The organism is Lentzea sp. NPDC037011 (genome assembly GCF_055607425.1).
The window spans coordinates 199,393-218,050 of sequence record NZ_JBVJRT010000006.1 but is presented as its reverse complement, the minus strand read 5'-3'; the positions used below and the strand labels follow the sequence as shown (position 1 = coordinate 218,050).

Annotated in this window: 18 protein-coding genes; 8 read left to right on the top strand and 10 right to left on the bottom strand. The window is 66.8% G+C overall.

The window, feature by feature from the left end; translation table 11 throughout:
* Positions 1 to 52: 52 nt before the first annotated feature.
* The 9 genes from ACZ7CH_RS20225 to ACZ7CH_RS20185 form a co-directional block, all read right to left on the bottom strand.
* Complete coding sequence (locus ACZ7CH_RS20225) at positions 53 to 1,000, bottom strand: C40 family peptidase (RefSeq protein WP_470374544.1); 948 nt, start codon at positions 998 to 1,000, stop codon at positions 53 to 55.
* Between the two features lie 3 nt (positions 1,001 to 1,003).
* Complete coding sequence (locus tag ACZ7CH_RS20220) at positions 1,004 to 1,894, bottom strand: replication-relaxation family protein (protein WP_470374543.1); 891 nt, start codon at positions 1,892 to 1,894, stop codon at positions 1,004 to 1,006.
* A gap of 142 nt (positions 1,895 to 2,036) precedes the next feature.
* Complete coding sequence (locus tag ACZ7CH_RS20215; protein WP_470374542.1) at positions 2,037 to 4,532, bottom strand: DUF8128 domain-containing protein; 2,496 nt, start codon at positions 4,530 to 4,532, stop codon at positions 2,037 to 2,039.
* A gap of 9 nt (positions 4,533 to 4,541) precedes the next feature.
* Positions 4,542 to 5,303, bottom strand: a complete 762-nt coding sequence (locus ACZ7CH_RS20210) for a GP88 family protein (RefSeq protein WP_470374541.1) — start codon at positions 5,301 to 5,303, stop codon at positions 4,542 to 4,544.
* A 15-nt stretch (positions 5,304 to 5,318) separates the two neighbouring features.
* Complete coding sequence (locus tag ACZ7CH_RS20205) at positions 5,319 to 7,151, bottom strand: VirB4 family type IV secretion system protein (protein ID WP_470374540.1); 1,833 nt, start codon at positions 7,149 to 7,151, stop codon at positions 5,319 to 5,321.
* Positions 7,151 to 8,173, bottom strand: coding sequence for a PrgI family protein (locus ACZ7CH_RS20200; protein WP_470374539.1), 1,023 nt, complete (start codon positions 8,171 to 8,173; stop codon positions 7,151 to 7,153). The genes ACZ7CH_RS20205 and ACZ7CH_RS20200 overlap by 1 nt, the downstream gene beginning before the upstream one ends.
* Entirely contained in the window at positions 8,170 to 9,699 is a 1,530-nt protein-coding gene (locus ACZ7CH_RS20195) for a hypothetical protein (RefSeq protein ID WP_470374538.1), read from the bottom strand. Before ACZ7CH_RS20195 ends, ACZ7CH_RS20200 begins: the two co-directional genes overlap by 4 nt.
* A gap of 93 nt (positions 9,700 to 9,792) precedes the next feature.
* On the bottom strand, positions 9,793 to 10,155 hold the full coding sequence (locus ACZ7CH_RS20190) for a pilin (RefSeq protein ID WP_470374537.1): 363 nt from the start codon (positions 10,153 to 10,155) through the stop codon (positions 9,793 to 9,795).
* Positions 10,146 to 11,039, bottom strand: coding sequence for a hypothetical protein (locus ACZ7CH_RS20185; protein ID WP_470374536.1), 894 nt, complete (start codon positions 11,037 to 11,039; stop codon positions 10,146 to 10,148). Before ACZ7CH_RS20185 ends, ACZ7CH_RS20190 begins: the two co-directional genes overlap by 10 nt.
* A gap of 419 nt (positions 11,040 to 11,458) precedes the next feature.
* Here ACZ7CH_RS20185 and ACZ7CH_RS20180 point away from each other — a divergent pair, with 419 nt between their 5' ends.
* From ACZ7CH_RS20180 to ACZ7CH_RS20155, 6 genes are all read left to right on the top strand, one after another.
* Positions 11,459 to 12,112: a hypothetical protein gene (locus tag ACZ7CH_RS20180; protein WP_470374535.1), complete on the top strand. Its 654-nt coding sequence runs from the start codon at positions 11,459 to 11,461 to the stop codon at positions 12,110 to 12,112.
* Positions 12,109 to 12,933, top strand: a complete 825-nt coding sequence (locus ACZ7CH_RS20175) for a DNA methyltransferase (RefSeq protein WP_470374534.1) — start codon at positions 12,109 to 12,111, stop codon at positions 12,931 to 12,933. Before ACZ7CH_RS20180 ends, ACZ7CH_RS20175 begins: the two co-directional genes overlap by 4 nt.
* Positions 12,930 to 14,267, top strand: a complete 1,338-nt coding sequence (locus ACZ7CH_RS20170; RefSeq protein WP_470374533.1) for a DNA cytosine methyltransferase — start codon at positions 12,930 to 12,932, stop codon at positions 14,265 to 14,267. The genes ACZ7CH_RS20175 and ACZ7CH_RS20170 overlap by 4 nt, the downstream gene beginning before the upstream one ends.
* A 112-nt stretch (positions 14,268 to 14,379) precedes the next feature.
* The gene (locus ACZ7CH_RS20165; RefSeq protein WP_470374532.1) at positions 14,380 to 14,943 is read left to right on the top strand and encodes a hypothetical protein; all 564 of its coding nucleotides are present in this window, start codon (positions 14,380 to 14,382) and stop codon (positions 14,941 to 14,943) included.
* A gap of 197 nt (positions 14,944 to 15,140) precedes the next feature.
* Positions 15,141 to 15,518 (top strand): VUT family protein, encoded by a 378-nt coding sequence (locus ACZ7CH_RS20160; RefSeq protein WP_470374531.1) that lies wholly within the window; start codon positions 15,141 to 15,143, stop codon positions 15,516 to 15,518.
* Positions 15,515 to 16,303, top strand: a complete 789-nt coding sequence (locus ACZ7CH_RS20155; RefSeq protein ID WP_470374530.1) for a deazapurine DNA modification protein DpdA family protein — start codon at positions 15,515 to 15,517, stop codon at positions 16,301 to 16,303. The genes ACZ7CH_RS20160 and ACZ7CH_RS20155 overlap by 4 nt, the downstream gene beginning before the upstream one ends.
* A gap of 6 nt (positions 16,304 to 16,309) precedes the next feature.
* Here the strand turns inward: ACZ7CH_RS20155 and ACZ7CH_RS20150 are convergent, their stop codons facing one another.
* The gene (locus ACZ7CH_RS20150; protein ID WP_470374529.1) at positions 16,310 to 16,597 is read right to left on the bottom strand and encodes a helix-turn-helix domain-containing protein; all 288 of its coding nucleotides are present in this window, start codon (positions 16,595 to 16,597) and stop codon (positions 16,310 to 16,312) included.
* Positions 16,598 to 17,028: 431 nt separating this feature from the next.
* Here ACZ7CH_RS20150 and ACZ7CH_RS20145 point away from each other — a divergent pair, with 431 nt between their 5' ends.
* Both ACZ7CH_RS20145 and ACZ7CH_RS20140 read left to right on the top strand, forming a co-directional pair.
* Complete coding sequence (locus ACZ7CH_RS20145; RefSeq protein WP_470374728.1) at positions 17,029 to 17,241, top strand: helix-turn-helix domain-containing protein; 213 nt, start codon at positions 17,029 to 17,031, stop codon at positions 17,239 to 17,241.
* Entirely contained in the window at positions 17,238 to 18,587 is a 1,350-nt protein-coding gene (locus ACZ7CH_RS20140) for a tyrosine-type recombinase/integrase (RefSeq protein WP_470374528.1), read from the top strand. Before ACZ7CH_RS20145 ends, ACZ7CH_RS20140 begins: the two co-directional genes overlap by 4 nt.
* The last annotated feature ends 71 nt before the right edge of the window (positions 18,588 to 18,658 follow it).

The window sequence follows — 18,658 nt, the reverse complement described above, 5'->3', positions numbered from 1 at the left end:
ACTCGTCCGCTGTCTCGATAGTACGTGCAGGTAGAAGGGGCTTGTGTGGAAGCTACAAAGGCGCGCCAGCTGCTGGACGCGAGGCGGCGAGGTAGTCATCGCCGCTCCACCGGTACGGGGCGACTTGAACGGGCTGGCCGAACGTCGGTGCGTGCACCATCTTGCCTGCGCCGATGTAGAGGCCAACGTGGTGGACATCGCGTGGTGTGCCGTAAAGGACCAGATCTCCCGGCATGAGAGGCTGTCCGCTGGGGACCAGCGGACCGGCCTGGTACTGAGCCTGAGTATGGCGGGGCAGGCGGATTCCGGCTGCGGCGTACGCGGCCGTGGTGAGACCGGAGCAGTCCCAGCCGGTCTCACCATTGCCACCCCAGACGTAGGGCTCGCCAAGCTGCTCGCACGCGAACCTGATCGCGATCGCCGCGGCGGGGCTCGGCGCCTGGACGTTGTTGCAGTCGCCGGTGCCTGTCATCGCCTCCCCGTACCGTCGTGCTTGTTCGAGCACCTTGTTCACGTACCAGTCCGCGTGGTTGTACGCGAGGATCGCCTTGCGGAGGTCCTTCGACGCACCGGAGTCACAGAGGTAGTGGCCTGCAGCGTAGATCGCGTCGTGCTTGTCCCACGGCGACGGCGGCGTCCTGCCACCCGGTGGGAGGGGGTGTCGCGCGACGACGCCGTCGAACGTGGGCTGGAGGAACTGCATCGGTCCGCGGGCGCCTGCGGAGTTCTCGGTCCCTTCGGCGATGCCGGCCAAGGTGCTGCGGCCGTGGTTGCTCTCGATCTTGCCGATGGCGGCGAGGATCGACCAGTCGAGGCCGGGGCACACGGACGTTGTCGCTCGGTACAGCGCCAGGTAGTCAGCCGGGATGTCTGCCAGCGCTTCGTTGCTGGGCTGGGTGCTGCTGGAGCCGAAGACACCTTTCACGACGGCTTGGCCGATGCCGCCGATGACCATCGGCACGGCGATGACCGCAGCTGCGGCGGCTATGGCGATCTTCATCTGTCATCTCCGGGTGCGACTGGCGGTCGGGACTGGAGGAAGCGGAGACGGCGGGACGAGGGTCTGCTGATGCTGCGCTGCGGTCGACGGCAGAGGCGCGTTGGACGGCACGGTGTACGTCCAGAGTTCAGCGAGCTCGGCGAGACGAAGTCGGCCTGGTTGATGCGCGGCCATGCCTGGCAGCCAGCGAGCAGCGGCGGGAGTGTCATGGCCAGGAACCCCGGTCACGTCCGCAGCGCTGGTCGCCAGCGGCACGAGCGCTGGGTGGTCCAGTTGTGCGGAGACCTCGGCAAGAGTTCTCCGGGCGTTGGCCTCACGACGGTGGGTCGGTAGCCACACGAGGACGGGCGTCGTGATCCCTGTTGCGCGGGCGAGTTTCTCGTAGCCGTGGAGCTTGCTGGCGAGGGTGCTGAGGCTTTCTGTGCCGAAGTCGAACTCCAGAAAGAACTCGATCTGCTTTCCATCCTCCTGCCAACGGCCGTAGGCGTCGGGACGGACCATGTCGCCGAACAGGCGCTTGCACCGCTGCTCCGACCACCACGCCGTCAGCTGGCCGCCAGCACCGTCCTGCTGGCCCAGCGCGACCAAGGCGGTGAAGAAGCCGTTGGTTCCGACGGTGTGGGCGAGGCGCAGCGAGTGCGCGATGCCGATGGCGTCTTCGTGGCGGTAGTTGATCTCCTTGGGGTTGATGCCGTCTTCGTATGCCAGGGCGACGGCGCCGGCGATGTCAAGGACGTAGTGCATCGGCGCGGTACCCGAGCTGACGAACGGCTGGAACCGGTCGATGACCCGCCACTTGAACAGGTCGAGCAGACGATGATTCGCTGCTCGTACGCTTGGGAAGCACATCTCAGCGATCTGGTACGTCGTGAGGACCTTGTGCTCGTGCAGCATGCGGGCCAACCAGCGGTCGCGGAGGGTGAGGCGGCCAGCAAGTTGGGCGTGATGGGTCCCGCTCGTCGCGGACCTGGGAGTGGGCCGCCGCGGCATGTGGCCGCGGAGCGCTCGTTGCGGCGTGGGATTGGTGATCACAGGCTCACCCCTGGGTTGCTCTGCGCGGATCCGCGACCGGCAAGGTGGCCGGGGCCGTTGCGCGAACGGTCTTGGATTGGCGCGCGTTCACCTTGGCGGCTTCGCGGATCGATTTGGAGCGGCCTGGCACTGCGGGCCGCAGCTTCTCCGTCACCGCGGTGAACGGTGGCGCCTCTTCGCCGCCGAGAACGAGGCGTGCGGCGATGTGGAAGGCGCCGAGGTTGGACAGGTCGTGTTCGTTGAGCCGGGGCATCGTGTGCCGGGCCAAGCGACGGGCGTCCTCCGGCGAGGCGTTGAAGAAGATCTTCGACCTGGCGTTGGTGCTGATGCCTTCTTCGAGCTCCTTGGGGAGCTGGCCGAGGTACTGGTGCGCCAGCGTCATCGACAGGCGGTAGCCGCGGGCCTCGGCCAGCATGTCTTCGAGCGGGTAGGCGAGGTTGAGGAAGTTGTGGCACTCGTCCACGTAGAGGCTGCAGTCGCGTCGCTTCCGTTGAGGGACACGGGCTCGACGGGTGGCTGCCTGCCAGGTGCGGGCTACGACGATCGAGCCGACGAGCCGGGCGGTCTCCATGCCGAGTGCGTCGCGGGCGATGCGGACGAGGCAGATGCCGCCGGTGTTGAGCACGTCGTCTATGTCCACCGTGGATTGGCCGCCGGCGATCGCGGCACGGACGAAGGGACGGAGCAGGAAGCCCCGGACCTTGTTCATCAGCGGTGCGATCACTTGTGCGCGGCTGGCTTCGGAGAGGCTGTCGTACCAGGACCAGAAGCCCTTGAGCACGTCGTCGTCGATCTGGCTGCAGGCTCGGTGCCGGAACGCCTGGGTGGTCAACAGCTTGGGCAGGTCTGCAAGGGTCGGCGTGCCCGGCAGCGCGGTGAGGGTGAGCAGGCCGGCGCGCAGGATGTCGTCGGTACGTGGTCCCCACGACGAGGCGTAGATACGGGAGAAGATGCTGACCAGGTTGTCGACCGCGCGGAACTTGTCCTCGCCCTCCAAGGGGTTGAGCACCGGTGGGCGGGAGCGGGAGTCGGCGTCGAACAGCACCACCTTCTCGCCGAGTTCCTCCGGTAGCCGCATCAGGACGTCGGTGATGAGGTCGCCTTTCGGGTCGATCACGACCACGCCGCGGCCGGCTTCGGCGTCGTCGAGGATCATGCGGGCCATCAGCTCGGACTTGCCGGATCCGGTGGCGCCGAGGATGTGCATGTGGTGGCGGGCGTCGGCGACGTGCAGGCCGACTGGACGAGAGTGGCCGGAGTCGGACCGTCCCAGGGGCTTGATGTTGTCGCCGGTCGTGGCGATGCCGGGTGGTGGCGGCACGGCCTTGGCGCCAGCCCGTTGCAGGCCCGGTGTGGCCTCGTCGATCGGTAGGTGGGCGATGGCGGCCAGCTCCGGGATCGAAAGCAGGTCGCCCTTGCCGAGGCGACGTTCGGCGAGCACGGCAAGTGGGTCGCGTAGCCGGATCCGGCGGTAGTAGTTGTGTTCGGAGTAGGCGGCGAAGGCGGAGGCGATCGCGTGCCCACGGCCTCGTAGAACCTCCCGCGCCGCGCGGAGCTCGGCGGGAGGCGCGTTTTCAGGGACGGTGGTGGCGACCGCGTAGCGGATGCGGGTCTCGAACGGGTTCGCGCGCAGTTTGTGCACGACGGCACGGTCCTGGGCCGAGTGCTCCAGGCTGGTCTGGCGATCGAGTGCGCGAGGATGCCTGCTGGCTGACCGTGTCGGGCTCCTGTCCGGCGTGATGACGTCGAGGAGTCGGCCGATCAGGTGGGCTGAGCCTCCTGTGTGCACTCGTCGCGCTGCCCGGCGCGCCTTGGTCACCCGGTGCCCAGCGACCGGGCGAGCCAGAATCTGTACGCAAACCCGCTCGTGCGGGCCGAGTCCCACCGGGGCACCCAGCATCGCGCGGACCGGATCGGCTGGATGGTCGGTGCGGATCGGCAGTGCCTCCGACCTGGCCAGCCGCAGCTCGCCGCCAACCGCCTCCACGCGGCGGCCTGCCGGTGCCGCCGCGGGGATCGGCGCCTCTGCAGGCGTCGTGCTGGTGTGCGCGCCAGGCCACGCGGCCTCGATTGCTCGTTCGACCATGCCGGGCGGCACGGGTCCAGGCACCCAAAGGCTGATCCGCACGCTGTCGTTGCTGAAGATCAGCTCGAAGGTGACGTGCGGTTGTCCGGAAAAGCGGCGGAGCCAGCCAGGCCGCAGCAGGCCCACGAGGTTCGACCAGACGGTGACCGCTCCTGCCGGATCGACAGTCGGAGGCACCAGGACGGTGACCAACCGAGCGTCGGCAACCAGACGTCGGTGATGGCGCCGAAGCCACTGGCGTCGCAGGATCGCCGCGGCGGTCAGCACGGTGGTGAGCACTGGTCCGGCGATCGGCCACCAGGTGAGCGTGAGGCCGCGGAAGTAGGTGACCGCGTTCTGGAACGCCCCCAGCGGGTCGCGAAGGTAGTCACCGATGAGAGGGGAGATCAGCGGAGCGGTGCGGAATATGGACATGGAGCCTCCTCACGCGGCTTGCGGTCGTTCGGTGGTGCCCGCCACGAGTCGGAGCCGCCGAGACGCGCGCGCGGCGTCTACTTCTGCTTGCCACTCGGAGAATCGGCGACCGGCCAAACGCCTGAGGAAGAAGGGAATGCGGTTGGCCGGTACGCCAACGAGCCGTGGACCGAGGACTGCGAGCAGATCGCTGGCCTCCTGCGACGACCACCCGGCCGCTGCGATCGCGGCCTCGCTCGGGAAGATGTCGGCAACGCGGTCGACGGCGGGATCGAGCGCGCCGTCCTGGGTTCCGCCGTAGGAGAAGACCCAGAGGAAGTTGGGCGGCGGGTCGGGCTCCACGAGAGTCCGGAAACGCAATATCTCCTTGGTGTAGGCGTAGAAGTTCGTGTCGGGCCGCGCGCGGCAGATCTCCAGCCACGTACGGACGTAGGCGTCGGACAAGAAGTCGCCGGAGTCGTGGATCCGGACCCACGCACCGAGGAACTTGCGCGCACCGAGTTCAGCGACCATCGCCGACTTCCACCCGGCCAGGTCGTCCAAGACGTACATGAGGTTCGCCTCGTGCTTGGCGCGCACGACGGGCCAGGTGTAGGTGCCATGACGCGCGTAGCAGACCTGCGCGCAGATGCCCGCGCTCGGACAGGTGTTGTAGGTGCGGCCATCGGGCAGTCGTCCCGCCCAAGCAGGGAGGGACCAGTTCCACACGCCGATCCGGCGCATTTCGCGGTTCTGGGTGAGCAGGCGGACGGGGCGAGGTGTTTCAGGCATGGAAGTCCCCGGTGGCTAGGCGGCGTCGAGGTCGACGAAGGCGTTCTCCAGCTCCGGCGAGTTCTCGGCGTACTCGGCGATCTCGGCTGGGTCCGACGTGACGAGGTGGTGCTCGACCGGCGAGGCGATGGACTGGAAGGCGACCCGTTGTCGTCCGGTGCTGAGCAGTCCTTGGCCGCGGTCGGCGGTGAGCAGAAACTGGCGTTCGCCCATCGAGAGGTCGAACGTGCGGGTGATCTCGTCGATCGCCTGTGAGGCCTGGCGCAGCAGGATCTGCGTCGCGGCGTTCGCGACGACCGCTTTGCCGAGATCCGTCCCGAGCACGTCGGCGGTGTCCTGCGTCGCAACGGTCAAGCCGGCCCATTGCTTGCGCGAGGCCTTGGCCATGCGCACCAGGAACTCGGCACCGGCCGGTTGCTTCATCAGCAGCCACGCCTCGTCGACCACGACCAGACGCGGCTTGCGGATGGCGGGGTTCGACACCTGCCGCCACACCGCGTCCAGCGTCAGCAAGGTGCCGATCGGCTTGAGCTCGTCAGCGAGATCCCGCAGCGAGAACACCACCAGGTGCCCCTCGGGCCGGGTCGAGGTCGGACCGGAGAACAGCCCGGAGAACGCGCCCGTGATGTACGGATGCAGCCGCGCGGCCAGGTCGGCACCGGTCGGGTCACCGCCGTGGAGGACGTCCGCGAGGTCGGCGAGCAGCGGTGCTGGTCGGGTCCAAGTCCGCGGATCCGACGTGATGCCGGCGCGTTGATAGGTCGTCGCGACTGCGCGGTCGAGCGCGGCGCGTTCAGCCGCGGTGAGCTCGCTGTCGAGCAGGACCGAGAGGACGGTGTGCAAGAAGAGGCTGCGGCGGATGAGCGCGTCTCGAGGCGCGGTGCGGCGGCCGTCCGGGCGGGTGTGGATGGGCAGGTCCATCGGGTTGAGCCGCACGTGCTCGGCGCCGAGGTGCACGTAGGTGCCGCCGACCGCGGTGGCGAGCCGCGCGTACTCGTCCTCGGGGTCGATCACGTGGATCTCGATGCCGCAGTACAGCGACCGCAGCAGCTCCAGCTTCACCAGGTACGACTTGCCGGCGCCCGACCGGCCGAGGATCACCGAGTTGTGGTTGTCCAGCGCGAACCGGTCGTGGTGCACGAGGCCCTGGCTGCCGATGTTGAAGCCGTAAAGCACTCCGTTCGGCGCGCCGACCGAGGCCGGGTCCGGTGGTGGCAGGTCCGGTGAGGTGAACGGGAACGCCGCGGACAGTGCGCTGGTGTCAAAGGTGCGGCGCATGCCTACGAGGTCCAAGCCCATGGGCAGGCTGGTGATCCAGCCCTGCAGGCTGCGGTAGGTCGTCGGTTTGCAGTCCAGCAGCAGCGACGCCGCGAGGGAGCGGACTGCGGCGACCTCGTCGGCGAGCGCGACCTCGGTCGGCGCGTGCACGGTCAGGTAGAGGCCAAGCCGGTAGAGCTTGCCCTCGCCGCGGGCGACCCGCGCGGACAGATCGTAGGCGTCCTCGGTGGCGGCCTCGACGTGCGGGTCGGCGAGCCGGCCTTTCTCGCTGGTGTGGCGGCGTCCGGACTCCAGTTTGGACAGCTGTTTCTTGAGGCGGTTCGCCGCGGTGACGGGGTCGACCGGCTCGATGTGCAGCGAGACGTCGACCCGGCCGGGGTAGGTGAGCAACGGCTGCAACCAGCCGGGGTGCACCTCACGTGGGTAGCCGACCACTGCGAACGACGCGACCCACTCGCCACCGACCTCAAGTGCTCGCGGGCGCACCGAGAGCGAGTCCGGCATGAACGCACTGGCTCGGCCGGGTCCCGGCTGCGACGGCTTGACGCGGCGCCTGAGCTTGGTTCTCATCACCGGTTCTCCTCGTCGAAGTCGTCCCAGGCGTCGAGTGCGGAAGTGCCGAACGAGGAGTCGTCCCAGCTCTCGTCCGGAACGCTCGTGATGACCTCGTCCGAGCCGGCGAGACCGGCGCTCGGCGGGATCAGGCTGTCGGGGTTGCATGCGGCCGCGAGCACGGCGGTGGCCTGTCCGGGGTCCAGTGGGCTCACGACGATCCCCGACGGGGAGAGCAGCTCCACCGCCTCGCCGAGCCGCCGCACCAGCCGGGCCTCCGCAGCCCGCTTGCCGGGGTCGTCGACCGCTGGCAGCGGTTCGCGAAGCACCAGCAGGACCTGACGGCGCAGCAGTTCGGTGGCGCTGCCCAACTGGTCGAGGTAGTCGGCGTGCTCGCGTGCTGCTCGTTCGAGCGCTGGGTGCGGCAGACCGCCGGCTTGCTCGCGAAGCTCGGCGATTTGGCCGGACAGGTCCAGTCGCTCGGCTCGCACCAGCACTTGAACCGGCGCGGTCAGCGAGTGCAGGTAGCGGCCGAACGAGCCGACGAGCGATTCCTGCTCGGCGGGCGTGCGCAGGCTGAAGTTGACCGTCGAGCAGACCGCGACCGCGGCCATGCCGTCCTTGTCGAGGTCGATGACACCGGTGTCGGTGACCGCCTCGGCGGGGAGCCGCAGCTCGGCCGGTGCGACCGCGGACGATGATGCGCTCGAAGCACGGCCCAACCACTCGGGCGCAGGCCGTACGCCTTCCGGAGCGGACACCTGGTGCCGCGGAATCATCCGCTGCCGCAGCGCGGCGAGCACCAGGCGGTCCAGAGAGATGCCGTCGCGCTCTCCCAGTGCGAGGAACGCGGCGAGCACGCCGATGGGGATGGCGATGACGAGGAATACCGCGAGCGGGACGAACGCGCGGGTCGTCGAGTAAGCCACGTAAAGCGTCATCCCGGTGGCGGTCAGGATGAGCAGTTGACGTGCGGTCAACGGGCCGATCACGCGGTCCTCGCGGTCGACATCAGCGGGAATCCTGACGGGTTGGCTCACTTCTTCTCACCTCCTGCGGCTGGTTTCGGTGCGCGGAACACCGGGGACGGGACGGAGTGGACTCGTTGACGTGCGTCACCGATTCGGGGCGCCGGTTGTGCTTGCCTGAATGCCGGAGGCGGAGGTGCGGACGTCGGTTTGCGCGGCGGGGACGGGGGTGTTGGCGGGGCTAGCGATTGGAATCGCAGCTGCGCCGGCACCGCGGCCACCCGGATCGGTGGTACGGGAGCCGAGCCTCGTTGGCGCGGGCGTCCGGCTGTTTGGAACGTCGGCTGCGTTCCTGGCTTCGGCCCTTGCAGGGGGACCGGTGTGGCCGGCTTCGGTGCGGAGCTGAACTCCGGTGTTGCCGCCGCCGGCGTGGCGGGCATGACTGCAGGTTCGTGAACCGTGCGTTGAGGCTGCGGTTGCAAGAACCGCGGGGACTGAGACGGCACACGCGGCTTTTGCGCGGTGCGCAAGCGTTCCGCGTCGTACGCCTCCTTGAGGCGCTTGGTGACCATCTCCGGTGTTGGCGCGAGGCGCGGTTGGGCAGGCCACGGTGGATCTGCTGAACCCGCAGATGCACGCGCGGTTCCTGTGGCGGATGCCTTGACCGCATGCGTGCCAGCAACCCGTCCGTTTATCAGCGCCATGGCTTTGCCGAAGACGAACGCGCGTGCCAGCCCACCCAGGAACGAGCGGCCGCCACCGCCGACTCGGACCTGTTGCAGAACCCAGGTGGGAATCTTCACGAGGATCCACACCAGAGCGATGAGCACGATCAGGTTGACGGTGCCATCGGTGGTCGGCGTGCCGAAGAACGTGAAGCCGCCCGGCTGCAAGAAGACCTTCAGCGCGCAAATGAGCGTCAGACTCTGCCCCACCTGGATTCCGAGCACGCCCGCTCCGGCTCGCCAGAACCAGTGCGCCACGCCCTCTGTCTGCGGCAAGCCGTGGCACATCAACGCCAGCGGAGCACCGGCCAGGAGAAGCACTGTGAGCGCGATCCGCACGACGTAACCGATCAGAAGGCCGAGCAACAGGATCGCCAGCGCGAGCGACAGCAGTCCGGCGAACAGGCCACCGTCGAGCAGCGACCTGCTCACGAGCGCCACAAGCAACTCGGACAGCGCCTGGCCGGCTGTCTGCGGATTCAGGCCGTCGCCGAGCACGGCCAGCGAGGCGGCGTTGGCGAACCTGATCGCCTGGTCACTTAGCAGCAGGCTGAGGTTGGCGGCGAGGAAGCCGACCACGAGGCGCGGCGCGATCTCGCGGATGGAGTGCCGCGTCTGGACGCTCTGGTGGCTCATCACCAGGATCCCGGCGACCAGCACCAACAGTGAATAGGCCGCGACTACGAACAGCCGTGACTGCTCCCAGATCTCGCCGACGCGCGGCAACTGGTCGAGCGTTGGCGTCGACAGCAGGGTGCTGCCGACGAACCGGAGCAACCAGTTCAGCGACTCGCCAACGAGCAGGTTGACGAACGAGCTGAAGCCTTCGCTCACACACGCCGTCAGGTCGGTGATACCGCACTTGGTGTCCACGGTTCCTGGCTGAGGCAGGTCGATGATTGGTGGTGGCGGAGGTGGCGACGGTGCTGTCGGCGGCTGTGCGAAGTACGGGGTGCCGGCCATCCGTCAGGCCCCCACGATTCCTTTGAGGATCTCCACGACGAGCGGCGACAGTGCGGCAAGGCCGTAGCCCCAGCCTGCGGACTTGAAGCAGTCCTTCGCCTTCTCGTGCTCGCCGGGATCGCCGCCGGCCATGACCCGCCGGACGCCGCCGATGGTCAGCAACACCGTCGCGAGGCCCGCGAGGATTCCCATGATCCAGTTGCGGATGTTGTTGAGGACCTCGCTCACGGAGGCCGCGAGGGCGACGACCGCGGTGTCGGCGTGGGCAACGGACGCCGACAGCAGCAGCGCGCCGAGCACCAGCTGGACGAGCAGCGCCGCACGAAGCGATGGCTTCGAGGTGGTGGAGTGGTCGATCAGGCGCATCGCGGCACCTCCGGAGACGAAGCGGAACGCGGGTGTGTCCCGCAGCTCTGAACTCCGGAATTCGCCTCCGCTTTGGACACTCGCGGCTTGGACTTCCGCTGTGACAGAGCCTCTGCGGCGGCGACCTGATCGGCCAGATCGGTCTCCGCGATGCCGTCGCGCAGGTACTCGACGAGCCGGTTCTCAGCTCGTTTGCGCGCCTTGTAGACCGCCCACTCGCTCGTCTGACGCTGTGCCGCCCAGTCGCGAACGGTGACCTCTTCCAACCGAGTGGCGCCGATCAGCGCAGCCTCGATCTGGGTCAGGACTCCGTCATCCACGGCACGCGCGAGCACGAGGTCTGGATGTCCCCACGGAGCGTGCGGAGGTACGGAACGGAACCCCGGCGCCACGGGCGTCGGACTGGCTAGCGCTTCGCTCAGCGCCTTGTGCCCCGCCCGGTAGGCAGCCCAGCGCAGACGCAACATGATGCGCGGCGCGCACAGATCGATGGTCGCCAACGCGCTGAGAAAGCCGCGCAGCACCTCGGCGTGAACGTCGGCCGGATCGCCGGCGAAACGAGCTGACAGCGTGGCGGCGACGGAGGTCAGTGCCGGCAATGCGACCCCGACCGCGGCGACAGTCCACGTCGCGCCTTCGGTGCGCGAGCGCAGCACCAGGTGTGACCACACGGAGTCCCTCGTCGTCTGCGAGCACGAGCGGGCGAGCAGGTGGTCGCGGACCTCGTCCAGCGGCAGCTGCCGGTTCGGCAGGCCCTCGAAGTGGTGCCCGTCGAGTGACACCGGGTGGGGGCCGGTAACCAGCCAGGTGAAGGTGTCGCGAGCGATGTCCAGCGAGTTGGGGGCGCAGTCAGCGCTGCGTCGGACAAAGCGTTTCGGTGCCATGACATGACTCCTCAGGCGTAGAAGCGGAAACAACGACGCCATGGAGCCACGGTGGATACCACGCAAATACCAAGCCATTGCTATGTGTTAGCTTGCTATTTGCGTGCATCTGCTAGTTGTCAACTATTTGATCCACTGCTCTAGTTGCGGCTGCGATCTTGCCATTCGCTGCCCTGAGCAGGGGTTTTAGTCGGTCGATAAGTTTGTCCTAGTAGGGGGTAGGCCGTCTGCGGCAGGTTGTGGGATCTCTGCTTTTCCAGTTGTCCAAAACTGGTCTCGGATCCGGAGTTAAGGGATGTCAGGAAGCGACATCCGCTTGACTGAGGAGATCTGCGATGGTCCCGATTCACTGCCGATCACCGCGTCCACGCACCCAGCGTCGCGTGTTGCGGCGACCTCGCCCGGCACCTCCGGGAACCGTGTGGCTGTGCGGTCAAGACGACCTGCGCGAAGGCACTGGTCTGCTCGCCGACTGGCTGCTGAACGCCGTCATCAAGACCGTCACGACCTACACCGAGCCCGGTCAACGCGTACTGCTTGTCGAACCAGCGCAGTACCTCGCGCGACCGTCGGCAGCCGGTCGCGGTTCGGGTCAGCCCGGCCCGTACGCCGGACTACACGAAGCGGGCTGGACTGTTGTTCGGCTTGGCCGCGGCGTTCAGGCGAGCACAGCGGTCAAGTCCGACTTCGGGCTTCGGTCGGACCCCAGTTCGGATGTCGTGACCGGGGGCTACGACCTCGTGCTCGTCGCCGCCGAACCACACGTCCTCGACTGGCTGCGTCCGGCCGACTGGGCAGATCTACTCAACTCGGCTGGCGCCCTCGCGGTCATCACCCGCGGTACTCACACCGGTGGTCGGTTCAGTGAGCCCGTCGGCCAGCTCGTGCGCGCCGCACACGAAACCGGACTGCGCTACCTCGACCGGATCGCACTGCTGCGTGCACCTGCCCACGATGTGCTGCGCGCTGCTGAGACCCGACTTCGGCACATCCAGGTGCACGACGACCTGCTGCTGTTCGGCCAGCGCGCCGGCTCGGTCAGCACTGTCGAGCAGGAAGGCGATAGTCGGTGACCGCGCGCGTCACGTCGGTGTGGCCGACCGGCCAGCTCAGCCCGCACGCACAGTTGCGGGAGGCAGGTTGCGTGTCCGGTACCGAGTCGGACAGTGAGCGAATTCCGCCTGCTGTTGCGGCTCAGGTCATCGCGACCCATACCCACGCGGGCGACCTCGTACTCGACCCCGACTGCGGCGCAGGCACCGTGCTGACCGCGGCACTTCGTGCCGATCGCCACGCACTCGGCCTGACCATCCACAAGCAGTGGTGGGCGATCGCGAGGGCCAACATCTCGACCGCCAAGAACGCGGGCGCCTGGCGGGACGGGTCCGTCCTCGACGCCCGGCCGAACGTATTGGCGACCTCGTGCGCAGCCGGGTTGGTCGGACGAGTCGGACTCGTACTCACTTCCCTGCGAACCACGCCGGACCGCGACGGAGAACTCGTCAAAGCACTCTCCTACTGCGAGCCGCTGCTGCGAGCCGGCGGACATGTCGTGGTTGTCGTGCGGCCACGCCGTCAACCAGATGGTGCTCTGGCGGACATGACCACGTCGGTCCTCGCGGCAGGCGTCGCCGCGGGACTGACTCCGGTTGACCGATGCATCGCTCTCACCGCCGAGCTGCGCGGCAGTCGACTCGTCACGTACGCAGCGCTCGCCGAGCGCCGTGCCGCTGCTGCCGCGCGGGTCGCCGGTCAGCCGATCGCGCTCAACGCTCATCACGAAGTGCTCGTCTTCCGGCTCGCGCACGAGGTCGAGCTCATGGCAGCGAGCGCCAAGGCACCTCGGTCCGCAACACGCGAAGAGCGGTGTCTGGTTCTCGGGGCCGCGGCATGAACACCAACCGGAGGACTGCTGCTTCGCCGTGGAACCTGGTGCTGGGGGACTGCGACGTCGTCGTGGGCTCGGTGTGCACCGGCTACGCCGGACTGGATCTCGGACTGCTCGCGGCTCTGGGACGTGGACGCCTTGCCTGGGTCGCGGATACCGATCCACACGTCAGAACCATCCTCGAAGCGCGAATGCCGAGTGTGCCGAACCTCGGCGACATCCGGCAGATCGACTGGGCCGAGGTCGAGCCAGTTGACGTTCTCACTGCCGGCTTCCCGTGCCAGGACATCTCCGCGGCCGGTCGGCGCGCGGGCATCGAGAAGGGCGAACGCAGTGGCATCTGGACCGACATCATGGCGGGCGTTCGCGTACTACGACCAGGGCTGCTCGTCGTGGAGAACGTCGCCGCGCTTCGCTGGAAAGACGGAGGCCTCCACCGTGTACTCGGCGACCTGGCCGAAGCAGGGTATGACGCGCTCTGGCGTAGCGTCCGCGCCTCCGAAGTCGGTGCAGCGCACCAACGCGAACGAGTCTTCCTGCTCGCTTGGCCCCGAGACGCTGTCCTCCCGCATGCTGCCGACACCACAAGCACGCGACGGCGACAACCGCGGCGCCGCGGACCCGGTGCGTCGTCGGCTGCTCGGCCATCAAGTCAGCCTTCACGACGTGGTGAGTTCGGTGATCAAGCTCTTTCCGACTCCGACGGCTGCCAACCCGAACGACTACGAGGACCCCGCTCACTGGCTGGAACGCTACGAGAAGCACCGCTGCAAGGAGTCCGACAGCACTCGGGCGGGGATGCCGTTGTCCATCGCGGTCCGGTTGCTGCCGACGCCGACAGCGTCCGATGCGAACGCGTCCACGCACCACGGGCAGGATGGTGGTCCGTCGCTGACCGACCAGTGTCGTCTCCTGCCGACTCCTCGGGCCACCGATGGGACGAAGGGCTGTCCTGCCCAACGCGGGTCGAAGGGCGACATGATGCTGCCGTCGGCCGTCATACAGCTGCTGGCCTGCAACGAGCTGGACAAAGCCGCCTAGCGGACTGGGGCGAATACGACCTGGCCGTGCGCCGGTGGGAACGACTCCTCGGTCGTCCCGCGCCGTTCCCGACACAGCCGGGCCGCCATGGCCGGCCGGTACTGGCACCCGCCTTCGTCGAGCACCTCATGGGCTTGCCCGCGGGATGGGTCACCGACTTGCCGTTGCCCAGGACGGCACAGCTGCGCGCGTTGGGCAACGGTGTTGTGCCTCAACAGGCCGCCTGTGCGCTGGCTCTGCTCCTTGCTGATCTTGCGGAACTCATCAATCAGGCTCACGGCAGGAGTGGGCAGAGGTGACTGCGGCATGAACTCCCGACACTCAGTTCCAAAACCTGGCCCAGCCCTGAGATTGTTTTCGCTCAGCGCAGGAGTCCAGAGCACCGCGGTTTTGCTGCTCGCGTGCGAACGCGTGATCCGGCCATTCGATTGTGCCCTGTTCGCCGACACTCGTTGGGAGCCGCGAGCCGTCTACGCGAACCTTGCTCGGCTTGCCGACTTCGCCGAACGTGCGGGCATCCCGTTGCGCACCGTCTCAGCAGGCGACATCCGTACCGATGCGCTCGACCCGCGGCATCGATTCGTGTCGATGCCGCTGCACGTGCTGAACCCGGACGGTTCAAAGGGACTGGCTCGACGCCAGTGCACTGGCGAATACAAGATCCGCCCGTTCAAGCAGGCCGCTCGGCAGCTGCTTGGCCACCCGTATCCACGCCGAGTCCCACGCGGTGTCTATGCCGAGCAGGCGATCGGGATCCACGGTTACCCACACGCCGCCGACCACGGCCAGCCAGCGCGTGGCCAGTACTTCCTGCACCGGTCCTGCATGCCGCTCGACGAAGTCAACCTTGAGCCACGCACCGCATCACGACGGGGGCTGCATCTCGTCGCCGATGTGGAGGACGTGGCCGATCCAGACGGATGCTCGCCGTGGACGGGCCACTCTGGCACGGCCATCACAGAGGACGCGGCATGATGGCTCCGCGCGTTCACCGGTTGCTGCAGGGAGCAGCACGTTTTCGCGGTCGGTCTTCCGGCGTCGTGGTCCTGAGCCGAATCCTGGTCGTGGCTGCCTACGTAGGATCAGTGGTCTTCGCAAACGTTGCGTCCACATGCTCGCCTGCAGTCGCCCTCGGACCGCTGGTCGTTCCAGCCGGGACAGTCTGGGCGGGCGTGACCCTCACGCTCCGCGATCTGCTGCACGAAACGCTCGGCGTGCCAGGTGTAACTGCTGCTGTTGTGACAGGGGCAGGGTTGTCGTGGCTCCTGGCATCGCCGCAGATTGCGGTGGCCAGCGTCGTGGCGTTCGCAGCGTCCGAGTTGGTCGACTCGGCGCTTTACGCCGTGCTGCGCCCAGGCCCGCAGCTACGCGCGGTTCTGGTATCGAACCTGTCTGGGTTGGTCGTCGACAGTCTGCTGTTCGTGCCGCTTGCGTTCGGCTCCTTCACCGCCGTACCAGGGCAAGTCGCGGGCAAGACCGCTGCAACGGTGCTCACGCTCGCTGTTCTGTGGGCTATGCGGCGTACCCGGTTCCGGGCGGTGCCGCGATGAGGTTCTACCTAGGTACCCATCAGCCCGCCTGGTTGAGCCGCGACCTCGGTGTGCCGCTGCTGGTTTCTCATCGACGGTTGGCTGGCCGGCGCAGCTTGCCACGTGCGAGTGGTCCATGGGCTCTGGACTCGGGCGGCTTCACGGAGCTATCACTCCACGGTCGGTGGAGGTTCGACGAGCGAACCTACGTAACCGCGGTTAGGCGCTACGCCACCGAGATCGGGCAGCTTGCCTTTGCCGCGCCTATGGACAGCATGACGGAACGGTCTGTTCTGGCGCGTATCGGCGCGAGTCTGCGTATGCACCAACGCATGACCGTGACGAACTACTTGCGCCTGAGGGATCTGGCTTCCGAGCTGCCGTTCATACCTGTCTTGCAGGGTGACAGCGTGGCGGACTACCACAGGTGCGCTGACTGGTACGAGCATCATGGTGTCGACCTTGCTGCTCTGCCTTTGATTGGTATCGGCAGCATCTGTCGCCGCCAGCACACGGCCGAGGTCGAATGGATCGTGCGATCGCTTGCCGCCCGCGGATACCGGCTGCACGCCTTCGGTGCCAAAGTGCTCGGGCTTGAGCGGTATGGCAACTCGATCGTCAGCAGTGACTCCATGTCATGGAGCATGCGCGGCCGATACGTGCCCGGCTGTGGGCCCAGTCATCGCAGTGAATCCAACTGCCTGCGCTTTGCGCTCAACTGGCACCGCCGGATCCAGGCAGCGGTCGGCATCGAATCTGCAGACGCTGGTAAGAAGGAGGGCCTCCTGCTGGTGAAGGCGGCATGATCACCGTCAGCCCGTAGCGGGCGTGTCAGGTGGGGGCTGCTCGTTCGCCAACGAGATCTCACGTGGAGCGGTCACTCCGTACAACTCGTTCGGCGTGCACTGGAGCGCGGTGCACAGCGCCTGCAGGGTGTCGGTTTTGACTTGCGTTGGCTCGTTGTTGATCAATGCGTACACCGACGGCCCGGACAGAGTGAAGTCGGCGCGGTCGGCAAGAAGCTCGCGCAGCTCTTTGCCTGTCCACACCTCGCGGGAGGCCATAACCTGCCTGAGCCGCCATCGAAGCTGCACCGTCATGCTCCTTCTGCGCTTGCGTATACCGAGTGCTCATCCTGAGCGCCAAGTGCTGCTCAGTGTCCCCGATCTGTACTCAGAACCCACCAAGCATCTCCGCAAGTACGGGCACTCCGACTGGAAGGTAACCCTGACCTCCTTGGGATAGGTAGCACCTATCTATGATAGGTGCTACCTTGTTAGGTGACCGGCATGAGCGGCGCCTTCCGGTCTGCGTGCGGCGCCTGCGTCCGGCATGAGTACATAGCGCCGTCGACCCGCGATGAGGCGTGAGGAGGTTCGTAGTCCAATCAGGACGCCCTTCGGCAGGGCACAGTTTCGGTCATGCCCATGGGCGGGCGTGCAGTTGAGGTTGACCCAATCAGGGCACGCGAACTGACAGTTCAAATTGCTGATTTCGGTCATTTCTCGTACCCTATTTGCGTTTGGAGAAAATGATGTTCGATGAACGCGGTCCTGCTCTTGTGTCCGTTCCAGAAGCTGCCAGGTTGTTGGGCATCAGCCGAGCCTCGGCTTATCGATACGCTCACTCAGGGCTGCTGCCCGGTGTCCGCCGGATGGGACGCAGGGTCTACGTGGTTCGTGCCCGGCTTGTCGAGTTCCTCGAACCCGGACAGGACGGCGCTGCGGGGGCTGAGGCGGCATGACTGGCAAGAAAAAGCGGTCCCGCAAGCGTCCTGATGGATCGGTGTATCGGCGCGGCCGGAAGTGGGCGTATGCCTTCCAAGGGCCTGAGCACCCTCTCACTGGTGTACGAGAGCAGATCAGGAAGAGCGGCTACGAGACTGAGGACGAAGCGTGGGCGGGGATGGAGGCAGCGCGTGCTGCACTCGCCACCGAGACCTATGTGAAGCCGTCTCGCGCCACGATCAACGACTTCTTCGAGCAGTACTTTCCGTACGTCCGCCTCACTACTGAACCGACGACGGCGGCCAACTATGAGACGTTGGCGCGGACCTACGTGATGCCGATCGTGGGAAAGCGCCTGATGCAGGACTTCGTGCCATCGGTGGTAGCTGCGCTCTACGACTACCTGCTTACGGAAGGGCGTCAGAAGCGCAATACCAACGGCGAGATGTACGAGCTGTGGAAGGAAGCTCGTGCCGCAGATCGGGAGATTCGGCCGCGGGAGATCGCTGACAAGGTAGGTGTGACCTACGCCGCTGCACGCCGTGCCGTCCGGCGCTACGAGGTCGGTCGCATCCCAAAGCCCCATGTACCTGGGCTCGCGCCGAAGACCGTGAAGAGCGTCCACATCATGCTCAGCTCTGCGATGAGCGTGGCGGTGATGTGGAAGTACCTCAGCCTCAACCCGGTTCGAAGTGTGAAGGCTCCATCGGTCCCGAGGCGGAACCACAGCACCTGGACTCCGGAGCAGATGATGCTCTTCCTCGAGCACGCGCGACATCACCGCTGGTATGCGTTGTGGGTCCTGGAGGCGTCGACCGGGGTTCGCCGCTCCGAGTTGAGCGGTGTTGAGATTGCCGCCTTCGACCTGTCGAAGAAGGTGGTTCGTATGGCGGCGACCACACGAGTTATTGCTGGCGGAAGAGCGGTGAAGGGCTCGGGCAAGAGTCAGAAGAGCCGCCGGCTGCTCGCGCTGGACAGCTTCACCACCGGGGTGCTGACCGTGCATTTTCAGCAGGTGGAGAAGGAGAAGCGGGAGTGGGGCGAGGCCTATCGGGACCACGGGCTGGCGTTCTGCTGGGAAGATGGTCGACCGATCTACCCGGACACCATCACCGAGGAGTTCAACAGGCTGGTCGATCTCCTGGGGCTGCCGAAGATTCGATTCCATGACATCCGGCACACCTACGCGACCATCTCGCTGCGAGCGGGTGTGCACCCGAAGATTGTCAGCTCTCGCCTCGGACACGCGACGGTGGCGTTCACGCTCGACACCTACTCCGCGGACATCGAGGACCTTGATCGCGACGCCGCGGAGGCAGTGATTGGTCTGTTCCTGCCGCCCTCGCAGAAGGGGCTGGTCTGACGTGGGACGACACCGGTTTAGCACCACTTTCTGCACCGACGCCTCGGAACCAGGGGTCTACGGGTGCCCGA